We start from the raw sequence: 14,448 nt of genomic DNA, 5'->3' as shown, positions 1-14,448 counted from the left end.
GCATACATTTATGCAAGCTAAACTGAGAAATATATTGCAAACCAACGGAATGTCCCGGCGTAATGCCCTAAAAATGCTCGCAATTAGTAGCGCAGTTTTAGCCGCCCCAGCATTAAAAGCACAAGATAAAATCGCCGATTGCCAACTCACTTATGACAAAGCAATCAATTATCTTGGGCCACACCAAGCCGGTGTTTTGACGCCTGAACCCAAAAATGCCTCCTTTATCGCATTTAATATGACGGCAAATTCCATCGAAGAATTACAGACTGTTTTTACTCTACTGACCCAACGCATTGCTGATTTAACCCAACCCCAAAAAGCACCTTCAATCAATAATGATAAAATGCCTCCCGCAGAATCCGGTATTCTGGGAACGCAACAACAACCTGATTCACTAACCATCACCGTTGCTTTAGGTAACTCTCTGTTTGATAACCGGTTCGGATTAAATAAAATCAAGCCTAAATATCTTAGTGAAATGACCAGTTTCCCCAACGATCGGTTAGAGCAGAAATGGTATGGTGGCGATCTTCTTCTACAAATATGCGCGAATAGCCAAGAAAGCGTTATCTATGCATTACGTGATATTTTGCGTCATATTTCTCCATATAGCTTTCCTCTCTGGAAAATCGACGGCTTCTTACCGGCACGAGATATTGATAACCATTCCACTCCTATCAATCTTTTTGGTTTTAAGGATGGAACGGGAAATGCGCCCGCTGATGACAAATTATTGATGAACGAATTAATTTGGATAACAAAAGGCAGTCAAGAGCCATCTTGGTGTGACGGAGGGACATACCAAGCAGTACGTCTCATTCGCTTTAATTTAGAATTTTGGGATAGAACGCCATTAGAAGATCAAGAAAATGATTTTGGTCGGCATAAAGATTCAGGAGCCCCTATCGGCATGAAAAAGGAGCACGATGATCCTGAGTTTGGCCAAGACCCTCATGGTGACCGTATTTTATTTGATTCCCATATGCGCCGTGCAGACCCCCGTAATCCTGAACGTTATACCGCAAAACTAAGGCGAAGAAGCTACAGCTATTCACTCGGGTTAACCGAAACAGGGGCTCTCGATATGGGGTTGATTTTCGTCTCTTTTCAGAAAAATTTAAAAACAGGCTTTATCGACACTCAAAAGCGCCTTAATGGTGAACCGCTTGAACGCTATATCAAGCCCTTTGGTGGTGGGTACTACTTTGTATTACCAGGAATCGAGTCGGCACAAAACATACTTGCTGAAAAAATGTTTACAGCCTTAAAGCAAACTAAATAATGATATGAATAAAAGCCCCTATTACCTTTGCTATAGGGGCTTTACTTGCAGCTCTATCATCAACTATTAGGCATTTTAAATAATAAAATACTGCCTAGATTTGAACATATTATTATTTTTTTCGTTCCTTCACATCCGCTTCAACTTCTTGTTTCCAATCCTCTGATATTGGCGCAGACTTTTGTTTAGCTTCCACCGCTTTATTTACCGCACGGTAAGCCTTGTCGTATCCAGTCCCATCTTGGACATAACCAGTGGCATTTGAACTTTTAATTCCAATATTTTCTGCTTCAGAAATGGCATCAATATTCGCTCCCAAGAAAATAAAATCCCATTTATCTTCTGTTTCTGCGGACTTAATCATGGCTTTAATTTTTGCTTGAGAATATTTACGGCTACTATTTTCTTGTCCATCTGTAATTATCACAAAAAGAACATTATTATTTTTTGTAACCTTTCTATTTTCTTGCATTTTTTCAATGCCGTCTCCTATCGCATCTAATAATGCGGTATAGCCACCAACGGGATAATCATCAAGTGTTAGATTAGAAACCTTTTCAATGGGTTCTCTATTATGAAGTAAACTTGTTTTGTCATTAAATAAAATAGTTGTAATGTAGGTTTTTGCTTTTTTTCCCTTATTTTCAGTTAATACACTATTATATCCACCGATTGTATCGGTTTCGAATCCTGACATTGAACCACTTTTATCTAGAATAAACACTAAATCTAAAATATCGGCATCTTTTTTAGTATCAATAATAGTAGTACTACTAGCAATAGAGGAAAATAAAAACAAAAATGCAGCTGATATGACGGTGAAAACGGATTGTATGGATAAATTCATCGCCGAGTTCCTTGGTGTGGTTAATATAAATATAACCGCACCAATCTCGCTTTTTCATCAGTTATTTAAAATAAGATTACTCTGTATACTTAATAAGCATTTTCTTAATTAATTTCAAAGATTATTACTTGAAAATAATTTTCCTGAGTAAGTATATAAGTAGTATATCCCCTTAAACAATTACTGTTTTAACCAAATACCATGTTCTCTTACTACATTAATTTCTTGAATAAAATTATTATACTTTATATTTTCTGTAACAGAGTTTGATGAAGCGCTTCGAGCCTGCTCATGTACTAACGCAGTAATAGCATGGTGAAATTCTTGGTTTAATTCTTTATGGATATCAACATCATCAGTATTTTTTAATCGTGTAGCTAACTGAATTAATTTCTCGGCTTTTATCTGTACATCCGTATTATCAAAAGTAACAGTTGGAACTTCATATATAAATGCCATATTGATAGAATCTGCAGCTTCATGATTAGCAGGATCCGGTAATAATTTTTGCCCATATTCATTATCTAAATAGGCAATTAATTCATGTTTATCAAAGCATTTAGATTTAATATTTCCATCTAACTTATCATCATAGAGTGTGATTGAGTCAGGAAAGCTTTCTCCTACTGGGTAGCTACACCTAAATATATTTGCATCAATAAGCGTTGCGTTAGAACTGCGGGCCGGTAGCTCAAGTTCGTGCCCATTAATTGTAATGGGATAGCTAGCAGGTTTAAACCTATCTTCTTTACCATCAACAGCATAAACTTCAGACAAGGTGTAGTAAACAAAATGATTTGGGTTAATAATCCCGCCAGAGTTATTTTCAAAAACAAAGAAATCCGTCACGTCACCTTCACCACTAACTAATTGGTGTGGTCCACTAGAAAGTAAAACAACGCCTTTATCATCCGGTAAAACATCATAACCTTTGCCATCTAGCTTAAACGTAATCGTGTTTGTACTTGGATTACTATAATAAAACTTACCCTTACCACTTAAAAGTTCCATATCGTCACAAGCGGAAAGTAATATAGTTACAGTTATAAAACAGCTATATTTTAGTATAGTATTCATAATGTTATTCCAAAAATCATTAACCCTGACTTATTAACTAAAAATTAGAGCTATTGTATGACGCTCTTTAAAATATTATTTTCGATATTAGAAACCATTATTCAGTTATTCGAATAAAATAACTTTACGATAAATGCGGTAGTTACCAATTTAATGGATATAACTTATGCGTTATTATCACGCAATACTTTTAACAATACCTGAAAAACCTCATCCATTAACGGCGTCGTTTGTTGGCTATTGCGAATTAAGGCTACTGTACGAGTTAACTCGGGTTGTTGTAATTGTAAAACTTTCAATTCTGGATCACGTAAATGTACAGTATAAAGCTGTGGTAAAATCGCAATCGCGAGTTTTGAGCGAACTAAGCCATATAGCGTTTCAATGTAATCCACTTGATAGCGAATCTTTAATTTTAAACGGTGACTTTCCACTGTCGCAGCGACCAAGCGTTGAATATTACCCTTCGAAAATACAGCCACATCACGGTTATTGAGTAGCTTCCATGGCATATGAAATCTATTATCCGCTACTGCGTCATCATTATGGATAACAGCCACAAAAGGGTCATCTTGTAGTGGAAAAATAGCTAAATTCTGAGGTACTGAACTATCTAACACCCCAATACCGAAATCAATTTCATGATTGATAAGTTTATTAATCAAAGCGTCATTCGTTTGGTCATAAAACTCAATATTAAGCCTCGGAAAATATTGATTTAATAGTTCAGGCACAGCAGGAAATAACAGAGAACTTACGGAAGGAACTAAGCCAATACGTAATGTTCCATCCCCTCCTTCCGCGATTATTTTTTGAATTTCACTAAATGCGCGATGAGAAACACTCAGTATTTGCTGTGCATGTGGCAAAATTGCAGCACCTAGCTCCGTTAATGTTACGGATGAAGCTGTGCGATTAATTAGCTTTCCTCCGATAACCGTCTCTATTTGCCGCAAAGCACTACTCAAAGCAGGTTGACTTACCGCTAGACGATTAGCGGTCTCGGTAAAATGACGAAGTTTCGCTAACGTCACAAAATACTGTAGCTGTTTGAGCGTGAGTGCAGGCAGCCTCTGCCAAGGTTCTATCATAATAATGTTCTTTTACTTCTATTGGATTAGCCAATATCTCGATTCATTATAACCATTTCTTATCACATGATAAATTTTATCATCTTGGCAAACGTTTGCGTTGCTCATAAAGTAACAATCATAAATTGTAGGAATGGTATCTTTATGTGCATAACAGAACAAAATAGGCGTCACGTCATTCAATCTGCTAAAGGCGAAAAGCCTTTTGACCTTTTACTCGCTAATGCCAATATTGTTGATATGGTAACCGGTGAAGTTCGCCTTGCAGATATCGGGATCACCGGCAACCTAATTGCTAGCGTTCATCCTACTGGAACCCGTACGGACGCAAATGAAACCCATGATTTATCAGGCTATTTCATTTCACCTGGCTTAATAGACACTCATGTCCATTTAGAAAGCTCACACTTACCCCCTGTACGTTATGCCGAAATAGTTCTAGCTCAAGGAACAACGGCTGTATTTTGGGATCCCCATGAGCTTGCCAATGTATTAGGCCTAGAAGGTGTACGTTATGCTATTGATTCTAGCCGAAATTTACCGCTAGATGTCATGGTTGCAGCCCCTTCGTCAGTGCCATCAACACCTGGCTTAGAAATGTCTGGAGCAGACTTTGCTGGGAATGAAATGTCAACCATGCTGAGTTGGCCGGAAGTTCGTGGCGTAGCCGAGGTCATGGATATGTTTGGTGTGCTCCATGGCAGTGACAGAATGGAAGAAATTCTAAATGCAGGAATTACATCAGGCAAGCTTATAGAAGGCCATGCAAGAGGTTTAAAAGGAGCTGATCTCCAAGCATATCTGGCTGCCGGCGTCACCTCTGATCACGAGTTAACCTCGGCTGAAGATGCCCTTGAAAAGCTACGTGCGGGCCTTACATTACAAATTCGTGGCTCACATCCTTACCTCCTTCCTGATATTGTTGCCACATTAAAATCCTTACCGCATTTGTCATCACAAATCACAGTATGCACGGATGACGTGCCTCCCGACATATTAATTGAAAAAGGTGGCATTATTGCGTTATTAAACCTGTTAATTGAGCATGGAATGCCAGCAACGGACGTACTACGCTTTGCTACATTTAATGCTGCAATACGCATGCAACGCCATGACCTTGGCCTAATTGCTGCAGGGAGAAAAGCAAATTTAGTCATCTTCGATTCATTGGAAACGTTGAAAGCACAAGCCGTGTATGTATCCGGCCAAAAAATTGCAGAAAATAACCAACTTATCAATGCATTAAGTGCACATAATGATATTTTACCACCGCGAGACACCATGCAACTCTCGCCAATCACCCCAAATGATTGCACGTTAAAAATTGATGGAATCAATAATGGTAGTGCGCGTTTACGTCATATTCGTGGGGCACGTTTTACCCAATGGGGCGAAATTGACGTACAAATCAAAAATAGCGTGGTACAAGTGCCGAATAATTTCAGCCTTATTCGAGTTCAACACCGTCACGGCCGCCACGATGCTTTACCTCAGATAGCCTTACTTGAGGGTTGGGGGGAATTACGCGGAGCCATTGCGACTAGCTATTCACACGATTCACATAACCTCGTTGTCCTTGGTCGTGACCCTGATGATATGGCCATCGCCGCTAATTTATTAATCGAGAGTGGCGGAGGTATGGCGTTAGTACAAAATGGTCAGGTTTTAGCTCATGTCGCTATGCCAATTGCCGGTATGCTATCAGATTTACCCGCAACTGAGCTGGCTGCTCAATTTCGCCAATTGCGTGAATTAAGCAGTGAAATCGCTGATTGGGAGCCACCTTATCGAGTCTTTAAGGCTATTGAAGGAACCTGTCTTGCTTGCAATGCAGGCCCACATTTAACCGATTTAGGATTAACGGATGGAACAACACGTCAAATCGTTGACGCTGTCATCCATACTGCTAAGCACGCATAGAAAATTAATAATAATGATAGGAGAGCCAATTAATGGCTGACAATTCAATAAATACGCCAACATCAGGGAGTTGGCTAGAAAGGCGCTTTGCTTTACGTGAGCGCGGCAGTTCAGTAAAAACAGAGTGTTTAGCTGGGGTGACCGGTTTTTTAGCCGCAGCTTACTTGCTCGTGGTGATCCCCGGTTTACTTGCCGTTGGAGGGATGGATAAAGGAGCCGCAACCACGGGAACAATTATTGTCTTCGTCATTGCCAGTTTATTAATGGCATTCTATGCAAACTTACCTTTTATTGTTGGCCCTGGTATTGGAGGCTCAGTCCTTGTCGGTATTACACTTGCAGGCAGTGAAGGTATTGACTGGCAAATAGGGCTCGGCATTGCTTGTTGGTCAGGGATCTTATTTTTTCTATTAACTAAATTTGGTTTGCGTGAAGTTGTTACGCGCTCTGTCCCACAATCAATTAAACTCGGATTAACTGCATCAATTGGCCTTTTCGTTGCCGTATTAGGCTTTCGAAATGCAGGATTAGTACTCGCTAACCCAAAAACAAATGCATTAATGCTTGGTGATTTTCTTTCCCCCGGAGCATTAGTTGCACTTGCTGGCTTTTTCGTTGCAATTGCACTACAAGCTCGCAAAATACCGGGCGGAATTTTATGGGCTATTTTATTTGCAACCCTCTTAGGCATTCCTTTTGGTGTCACAAAATTACCTGAAAGCTTTATTGGTATTCCACACTCTGTAGCTCCTGTATTAGGGCATGTAGACTTAATTGGCGCATTAAATATCGCGTTTCTTCCTTTCTTATTTGTCTTTTTTGCTGCTGAGTTTTTCTCAACCATGGGGACAACATTAGCGGTTGGCGGAGAAGCTGGTTTATTAGATAAAGAAGGTAATATGCCCAATATTAACCGTCCCTTTATCGTTGACTCAATTGCTGCAGCACTAGGCCCATGGGTCGGTATTCCAGCCGCAACCGCACTTATTGAGTCCTCAGCGGCGGCAGAGGCTGGAGGTAAAACAGGCATGACAGCTCTTGCTGCAGCCTTTATGTTTTTATTAATGCTGTTATTTACACCAATCGCATTAATGATCCCAGCACAAGCCACGGCTCCTGCTCTGATTTTAATTGGACTAAATATGTTCAGTGGTTTACGAAAAGTAGACTTAGGCAATTTTACCGATGGCTTACCCGTATTAATGATGGTGATGATTACGCTAATCGCTAATAGCTTTGGTACGGGTATCGCCGGTGGGTTGTTATTCTATATCTTAATTAAAGCCGTTGCTGGCAAGTGGAGAGAAATTCCAATTAGCTTGTGGATACTTGCGGTACCTCTTGTTTATTATTTCTCAACACTAGTGAAACACTAAACCATTAGTGCCAGAAAAGCCGATTTTTCCACTGTCGGCTTTTCTATTCTAATTAATAATGCAGTATAAGCCATTTGCTTTTTGATTCATTAAACATCAAGCAAACGTCATTTGATTGGTATTAAGAAAGCATCAAAAGACACATTGATTTAAGCTACCTAAGAATAAATACGAATACGCTCAGCTAAATAATTCGCGCATTGCGTGACACTCATCAACTGATTTTCCCAATCAACAGAATCCCCTGTTAAATAGGCGTTTTTTGCTACCACTAGGATCGAAGTCAGTTCCACTGGCATTAATTCAGCTGCCCAAATAGCGGCCTCACTCTTTGAAGTAAATAGCCCCTAATTAGGAGCCATTTAATCAACGATACATAGTTAAATCAGTGGAGGAATTGACGGTAAAATAGGCACTTCAATCACTGTCGGCCCATTACGCCTAAATGCCTCTTCACAGGCTTGCTTAATGTCTTCTATCGTTTCGGCTCTCACCGCAGCACAACCATATCCTTTTCCTAAAGCCACGATATCTAAATTTGGAATATCAAGCCCCGGAACCCCTGGTGTTTCCTCCAATACTGCAAATGATTTTAAAATGCCATATTCATTGTTTTTTGGAATGATAAACACAATAGGTAAGTTCTGCTGCGCTGCACTCCATAAGCCTTGAATTGAATACTGCATAGAGCCATCACCAATAATTGCCATCACTGGACGATGGCGCCCGCTGTCCCTTTCGGCTAATGCAATTCCCACACTTGCTGGTAAATTCCAGCCTAATGAACCACTTGCAAAAGTATAGAATGAATCAGGAAATTCAATTGGCCATTCACGATGAAGTTCACCGAGGTTTGAAGGGGACTCTTCCACCAAGACGGTTTCTTTTGGTGAAACTTCCCTCAAGGTGCGAAATAATTGCGTTGCACTCAGTGTTGGGCTATTACTGCTTTGTTCAGCTGCAGCTGGGTACGGTGCCATTCCATGAGGTTGTTTTTCCACCGTTTTTGTCCCAGTACGAGGCGCAACCAAGTTAATTAACCCTTCTAGTGCGAGTACAGCATCACTTAACAAGCTATCTCCAATAGGAGCTCTAGCCACTTCGATTGGGTCATCTGTAATGTGTAGTAATTTCAGTCCTTCAGGGATATAACTGCCTGCAACATAAGGGTAATACCTAAATACAGGAGCTCCAATAACAATGGCTAAATCATGTCCTTCGAGTTTTTCAGATAACGGTTTTGTCGCAAAAGGTAACCCACCTGCATACAGAGGATGAGTTTCTGGGAATGGCGGCCGTTCAGATGCAGGCGCAGCCCACACTGGAGCATTTAATTTTTCAGCAAGTTTAATGCCGATATCCCAACCTTCCCCTCTTGCAATGGCGGAACCATAAATAAGTACAGGATTCTTCGCATTCGATAGTGCTGAAGCAAACTCTTGTAGTCGAGCTGGATCATAACCAATGCGCTGCGGCACAGAACGAACAACAGCTTCTTGTGCTAGTGCGGGCTTATCCCAATCATCCAGTGGGATAGATAAAAATACTGGCCCAGCAGGTGGTTGCAGAGCCATTGCATACGCTCGCATAAAAGCAGCGGGGACGTCTTCCGCACGCACTGGTTGATAGCTCCATTTTACCCAGGGTTTTGGCAACGTTTCAGGCTCAATGTTGGTTAGCCAAGGCTCCATCAATAACATTTCTCGTGTTTGATTTCCCGCCGTAATAATTAATGGTGTTCGGTTCATATAGGCAGTCAAAATATTACTCATGGCATTACTTAACCCTGCGGAAGTATGCACATTCACCATCGCAACTTTACGCATTCCCTGCGCGTAACCATCTGCGGCGGCAACAGCAGAGGCTTCCTGTAATGTTTGGATATAACGAAAATCACTCGGAAAATCTTTTAAAAATGTTTCTTCTGTCGAACCTGGATTGCCAAAAATGGTTGTAATACCCAATTTACGTAATAAATCATAGGTGACTTGACGGATCGTTTTTTGCATTTAAAACACTCCATAAATAATCTTCAAATTATCTAATAAATAAAAAATTTAGATTTGAAACACCCTGTTAAACTTACATGCCATCTTATTATTAAATAATCAAAATATAATCTAACCCATTGTAATTAGGTACTATAGCAAAAAATTAATTAACGATATATTCAGGTGAATTTTTCTTTTATATTTCTCAAAAAGAAAGGTAATGACAATATACTTATGAAAACAAGCTATTAAATAACATCCAAATTAGACAATCTCAATAAGATGGTAAAAAAAACCAAATATAAACCTAAAACAAAATTATCAAATAGCGTTTAATGATTATATTTGTACTTATTATATTCAAAAGTAACCATCAACGATTTGCTATTGATAAAAGGTCGTATATTTAACGCTAACGGCAACGCCGTCCCCTGATCTCTGAAGATTGTCCTATCTATAGGCTAGACAATATTTTCACTCATTATCCAATAATGGATTATTTACCTCATTTTTCACTCTAATCTGTCCATTTTCTTTTATGTTGTACATCACACTTCTTATAATTACTTGGTAGCATAAGCCTTCAGTTACATGAGTTCCCAAAAAAAACAATTTTATCCTTACATGCCATCTTCAAAATGATCCCTTTCAACAAAAACCTGCTGTTCATGCTGTCTCTCGCTATTTTTAGCCAAGAAAATTTGCATATAAGACCTCGTTGTCACCCATTTAATACTCAGGCTAGGGTTAACTAAAAGTTATAGATACCCAAACAAAACTCATTGTTAAATAAAAGTTGCACAAAGTAACTTAATTTATCGCTAATGTTAAATAACAACAGTGAAAGTTCTGGTAAACTAACTTGAGGTAAAATAATGATCCTAGATGCCAGCTACACTTTATTAGTCGCTTGTTTGGCGCTGTTGATTGGTATGTTTGTTGTCAAATACACACCTTTTCTACAAAAAAACCATATCCCTGAAGCCGTTGTTGGCGGCTTTATTGTTGCTATCATTCTATTAATTGTTGATAAAACTGCAGGGTATTCATTTACTTTTGATGCTTCACTACAAAGCATTTTGATGATTACGTTCTTTTCATCAATTGGATTAAGCTCAGATTTTTCGCGTTTAATAAAAGGTGGTAAGCCACTTGTCTTATTAACGATAGCAGTGACTATATTAATTGCTATTCAAAATACCGTTGGTATGGGAATGGCTGTCATGCTTAATGAAAGTCCATTTATTGGTTTAATTGCGGGTTCAATCACACTTACGGGTGGCCACGGTAATGCAGGGGCTTGGGGACCAATATTAGCTGATAAATATGGTGTGACAGGTGCTGTTGAATTAGCTATGGCGTGTGCAACCTTAGGCTTAGTCCTCGGTGGGTTAATTGGTGGCCCTGTTGCTCGCCATTTATTGAAAAAAGTTGCGATCCCTAAAAGTACTGAACTCGAAAAAGAAACCATCGTTGAAGCTTTCGAACAACCGAGTGTTAAACGTAAAATTAATGCCAATAATGTTATTGAAACCATCTCAATGCTAATTATCTGTATTGTTGTTGGTGGCTATATTAGCGAATATTTTAAAGATACCGTCATGCAATTGCCAACCTTTGTTTGGTGCTTATTTGTCGGTATTATTATTCGCAATGTCTTAACACATATATTTAAACATGAAGTTTTTGAACCAACCGTTGATGTATTAGGTAGCGTAGCCTTGTCATTATTCTTAGCAATGGCGCTAATGTCCTTAAAATTCGGTCAACTCGCTAGTATGGCAGGCCCTGTTCTGATTATTATTGCAGTACAAACGGTGGTTATGGTTTTATTTGCAACATTTGTTACCTTTAAAATGATGGGCAAAGATTATGACGCCGTTGTTATTAGTGCCGGGCACTGTGGATTTGGAATGGGTGCAACACCAACCGCTATCGCTAACATGCAGACCGTCACTAAAGCATTCAGCCCTTCCCATAAAGCCTTTTTAGTGGTGCCTATGGTGGGTGCATTTATTGTCGATATTTCAAATAGTATCTTAATTAAAATCTTTATCGAAATCGGCACGTATTTTACCTAGTACACAACCATAAAGGCTGGGCTATAACCCAAGTATATAGTCTGGCCTTCACTTTTTATCTCTATTTAATTTAAACCACCTAATTTCCTTTCACCATTTTCAGCACAAAATGAATAGTTGTTCAGATTAATTTGTATTATTTCGGTAGAATATGCGAATTAATACCAATAGTCGGTTTCTATGAATAAAGGCAAATAATAGGTTTCTGAAAATGAAGTTAAGGCATCTCGATATTTTTTATGCGGTCATGACCTGCGGTTCTCTAACTCGTGCAGCTGAGGTTTTACATATCTCACAACCTGCTGCCAGCAAGGCCTTAAAACATGCAGAACAACAACTTGGCTTAGTATTATTCCAACGGATAAGGGGGAAGTTAATTCCTACAGCTGAGGCAAACCTACTATTTGAAGAAGCGAAGGAAGTTTATCATAATTTAGATAAACTCAGAATTTTAGCGCAAAACTTATCACGTGATCCGCAAGGCAAATTAGCCATTGGTTGCTTACCTAGCTTAGGGCTAAACTTAGTACCTGAAGTGACAGCTCAATTTATTAAAAAGCACCCCAATATCAAACTTACGATCGGTACACATCATACAACCGATATTCTGCAGTTATTAACCCAACAAGATCTCGATATTGGTATTGGCTTTAATCTTGAAATTGAAGGTGGTATTACCGTTTTACCTATTGCAGATATCCCATTAGTTTATGTGGATAGCAAATTACCATTACACTCACCTGTCTCGCTCACTGATATTGACCAAGAGCGTTGGATCCACCCTGGTTCTGATTCTTTATCTCAGCTATTACAAAAACGTCATGAGTTTGCAGAATCGAATATTAGTGTGCATACCTATCATATGGCTGCAGAATTTGTCCAGGCAGGTTTAGGTTGCAGTATTACCGATATTTTTTCAGCCGAACACACATTACCTGAATCGATGATTTACCCATTACAAGAAGGTTTACACCTTGCCGTATCCGTTTTTCATCGCGCAGATAAACCATTAACCAAAGCTGCACAGAATTATGTTAATACCTTGGCATCCACACTTGAGAAAAGAAACAAAGTAGTTAACCAAAAGTTATACTCTAGTAATGAAAACTCAATTGTTTAGTTAGCTTATTCACCGTTAAATAATAATATCTTGGTAATTATAGGTTACGGATTATTATGACTAAACATGTAGTGGTTATTGGAGCTGGTGTGATTGGTTTAAGCACCGCCTATGCATTAATTAAAGCAGGCCAAACCGTAACATTAGTTGAATCAGATACAGATGTCGGTATGCACACCAGTTTTGCTAACGGTGGGCAACTCAGCTATCGCTATGTTTCTCCCCTTGCTGATGCAGGCGTTCCTTTACAAGGCCTACGTTGGATGGGGAAAAATGACTCCCCCTTAAATTTAAAAATAACGCCTTCATTACAACAGTGGTCTTGGCTAGCGCAATTTACATTAGCTTGTAACCGTAATACCAATAAAATTAATGGTACCCATCTTTTACGTTTATCACTCCTGAGCCAAGAAATAATGAATAAATGGCGTAACAATGGTGATATTGCCGATTTTGCTTGGGAAAAATCAGGGAAATTAATTATCCATCGTGATAATAAAAGTTTTCATAAAGCCAGTGAAACGGTTGATAAACAATTTCAAAAAGTATTAACACCCACTGAAATTATTGAACTAGAGCCTTCTTTAAAAAATATACAGTCTCAACTAGTCGGGGCAATATATGCTCCTGATGATGAGAGTGCAGATTGCTATTTATTCTGCAAAAATCTATTGCAATATTTACTCATGCAACCGCAATTTAAGCTTTGTTTGCAGCACAGTGTTGAATCTTTCATTACACAAGATAACGACATTACAGGAATAGCCACTCACCAGGGAACTATCCAAGCTGATGATTTTATTGTTTGCGCAGGTAATGGTAGCCGCGAGTTATTAAAACCACTGAATATTAATGTCCCTATTTTAGGGTTAAAGGGATATAGTCTAAGTGTCGAATACCCGCAAGCTGAGCATATTGTTCCGAAAATTAACGTGACTGATTACGGCAATAAAATTGTCTATGCCAAACTTAATGAGCAATTACGCATTGCTGCGATGGTTGATATTGGTTATGACAAGCATGGTTTACGTGAAAATAGAATACAAGCTCTTAAGAAGATTATTAAACATACCTTTCCTGAACTACCTAAAATTGACGATGCTGAAAGCTGGTGTGGGTTACGTCCTTCAACACCAAAAGGCCCACCGATATTAGGAAAAACAACCTATAAAAATTTATGGCTTAATGTTGGACATGGCAGTTTAGGGTTTACTCTTGCCGCAGGCAGTGCGGAAATATTGACTCAATTAATTACAGAACAAAAAACGCCAATTTCTTTAACTGGATTAACGAGGTAATCATGTCCATCAAACGTAACAATCCGAAACCACGCTTAGCTGACAGTGTTGAATATGCAGGGATAGTTTATTTATCAGGGCAAGTACCTAATGACCTAACAGGTGATATTACCCAGCAAACTGAAGATGTTTTAGCTAAAATTGATACGTTATTAGCAGCCAGCAACAGTAATAAAACACAAATTTTATCTGCTCAAGTTTGGATTAAAAATATGGCGAGAGATTTCTCGGCCTTTAATGCAGTATGGGAAAATTGGATGCCTGTGGAAAATAGCCCAGCTCGTGCAGCAGTTGAAGCAAATATGGCTCGTGAGCAAGTTCTTGTTGAAATTATGGTGATTGCGGCTCAATTTTAATTATAT

The 14,448-nt window shown here is 39.0% G+C and carries 11 protein-coding genes and 1 pseudogene; 7 read left to right on the top strand and 5 right to left on the bottom strand.

Translation table 11 applies throughout. The annotated features are described in order from the left end of the window. Nucleotides 1-10: 10 nt before the first annotated feature. Nucleotides 11-1,285, top strand: a complete 1,275-nt coding sequence (efeB, locus tag PSE72_RS06635; protein WP_272690930.1) for an iron uptake transporter deferrochelatase/peroxidase subunit — start codon at nt 11-13, stop codon at nt 1,283-1,285. Between the two features lie 112 nt (nt 1,286-1,397). Here the strand turns inward: efeB and PSE72_RS06630 are convergent, their stop codons facing one another. From PSE72_RS06630 to PSE72_RS06620, 3 genes are all read right to left on the bottom strand, one after another. Next, on the bottom strand, nt 1,398-2,132 hold the full coding sequence (locus PSE72_RS06630; protein ID WP_198641362.1) for a vWA domain-containing protein: 735 nt from the start codon (nt 2,130-2,132) through the stop codon (nt 1,398-1,400). Between the two features lie 180 nt (nt 2,133-2,312). After that, nucleotides 2,313-3,209, bottom strand: coding sequence for a hypothetical protein (locus PSE72_RS06625; protein WP_115166769.1), 897 nt, complete (start codon nt 3,207-3,209; stop codon nt 2,313-2,315). 164 nt (nt 3,210-3,373) lie between these two features. After that, nucleotides 3,374-4,300: a LysR family transcriptional regulator gene (locus tag PSE72_RS06620; protein WP_109912026.1), complete on the bottom strand. Its 927-nt coding sequence runs from the start codon at nt 4,298-4,300 to the stop codon at nt 3,374-3,376. A 144-nt stretch (nt 4,301-4,444) separates the two neighbouring features. Between PSE72_RS06620 and PSE72_RS06615 the strand changes: the two genes are divergently transcribed. Both PSE72_RS06615 and PSE72_RS06610 read left to right on the top strand, forming a co-directional pair. Continuing rightward, nucleotides 4,445-6,220: an adenine deaminase gene (locus PSE72_RS06615; protein ID WP_272690929.1), complete on the top strand. Its 1,776-nt coding sequence runs from the start codon at nt 4,445-4,447 to the stop codon at nt 6,218-6,220. 32 nt (nt 6,221-6,252) lie between these two features. Continuing rightward, complete coding sequence (locus tag PSE72_RS06610) at nt 6,253-7,596, top strand: NCS2 family permease (RefSeq protein WP_004913815.1); 1,344 nt, start codon at nt 6,253-6,255, stop codon at nt 7,594-7,596. A 158-nt stretch (nt 7,597-7,754) separates the two neighbouring features. Here PSE72_RS06610 and PSE72_RS06605 read toward each other — a convergent pair. Beyond that, nucleotides 7,755-7,928, bottom strand: a pseudogene (locus PSE72_RS06605) (aminoglycoside adenylyltransferase domain-containing protein); the annotation flags it as partial. Between the two features lie 48 nt (nt 7,929-7,976). Then, on the bottom strand, nt 7,977-9,605 hold the full coding sequence (gene mdlC / locus PSE72_RS06600) for a benzoylformate decarboxylase (RefSeq protein WP_115166767.1): 1,629 nt from the start codon (nt 9,603-9,605) through the stop codon (nt 7,977-7,979). Between the two features lie 857 nt (nt 9,606-10,462). On the opposite strand from mdlC, the gene gltS reads away from it, so the two are divergent. The 4 genes from gltS (at nt 10,463) to PSE72_RS06580 (ending at nt 14,442) form a co-directional block, all read left to right on the top strand. Beyond that, complete coding sequence (gene gltS / locus PSE72_RS06595; RefSeq protein WP_004913824.1) at nt 10,463-11,668, top strand: sodium/glutamate symporter; 1,206 nt, start codon at nt 10,463-10,465, stop codon at nt 11,666-11,668. Nucleotides 11,669-11,879: 211 nt separating this feature from the next. Beyond that, on the top strand, nt 11,880-12,788 hold the full coding sequence (locus PSE72_RS06590) for a LysR family transcriptional regulator (RefSeq protein ID WP_102140089.1): 909 nt from the start codon (nt 11,880-11,882) through the stop codon (nt 12,786-12,788). A gap of 56 nt (nt 12,789-12,844) precedes the next feature. Beyond that, nucleotides 12,845-14,086: a D-amino acid dehydrogenase gene (locus PSE72_RS06585; protein ID WP_198641358.1), complete on the top strand. Its 1,242-nt coding sequence runs from the start codon at nt 12,845-12,847 to the stop codon at nt 14,084-14,086. Nucleotides 14,087-14,088: 2 nt separating this feature from the next. Further along, complete coding sequence (locus PSE72_RS06580) at nt 14,089-14,442, top strand: RidA family protein (RefSeq protein ID WP_115166765.1); 354 nt, start codon at nt 14,089-14,091, stop codon at nt 14,440-14,442. The last annotated feature ends 6 nt before the right edge of the window (nt 14,443-14,448 follow it).

It is taken from the genome of Providencia sp. PROV116 (genome assembly GCF_028482485.1).
Taxonomy (GTDB): Bacteria; Pseudomonadota; Gammaproteobacteria; order Enterobacterales; family Enterobacteriaceae; genus Providencia; species Providencia rettgeri.
The sequence above is the reverse complement of the archived record's forward strand: the minus strand, read 5'-3'. Positions and strand labels throughout refer to the sequence as shown.

Excerpts from the sequence above, each read along its gene's own strand:
- efeB (WP_272690930.1), top strand. The coding sequence starts at position 11 with ATGCAAGCTAAACTGAGAAATATATTGCAAACCAACGGAATGTCCCGG.
- PSE72_RS06630 (WP_198641362.1), bottom strand. The coding sequence starts at position 2,132 with ATGAATTTATCCATACAATCCGTTTTCACCGTCATATCAGCTGCATTT.
- PSE72_RS06625 (WP_115166769.1), bottom strand. The coding sequence starts at position 3,209 with ATGAATACTATACTAAAATATAGCTGTTTTATAACTGTAACTATATTA.
- PSE72_RS06620 (WP_109912026.1), bottom strand. The coding sequence starts at position 4,300 with ATGATAGAACCTTGGCAGAGGCTGCCTGCACTCACGCTCAAACAGCTA.
- PSE72_RS06615 (WP_272690929.1), top strand. The coding sequence starts at position 4,445 with ATGTGCATAACAGAACAAAATAGGCGTCACGTCATTCAATCTGCTAAA.
- PSE72_RS06610 (WP_004913815.1), top strand. The coding sequence starts at position 6,253 with ATGGCTGACAATTCAATAAATACGCCAACATCAGGGAGTTGGCTAGAA.
- mdlC (WP_115166767.1), bottom strand. The coding sequence starts at position 9,605 with ATGCAAAAAACGATCCGTCAAGTCACCTATGATTTATTACGTAAATTG.
- gltS (WP_004913824.1), top strand. The coding sequence starts at position 10,463 with ATGATCCTAGATGCCAGCTACACTTTATTAGTCGCTTGTTTGGCGCTG.
- PSE72_RS06590 (WP_102140089.1), top strand. The coding sequence starts at position 11,880 with ATGAAGTTAAGGCATCTCGATATTTTTTATGCGGTCATGACCTGCGGT.
- PSE72_RS06585 (WP_198641358.1), top strand. The coding sequence starts at position 12,845 with ATGACTAAACATGTAGTGGTTATTGGAGCTGGTGTGATTGGTTTAAGC.
- PSE72_RS06580 (WP_115166765.1), top strand. The coding sequence starts at position 14,089 with ATGTCCATCAAACGTAACAATCCGAAACCACGCTTAGCTGACAGTGTT.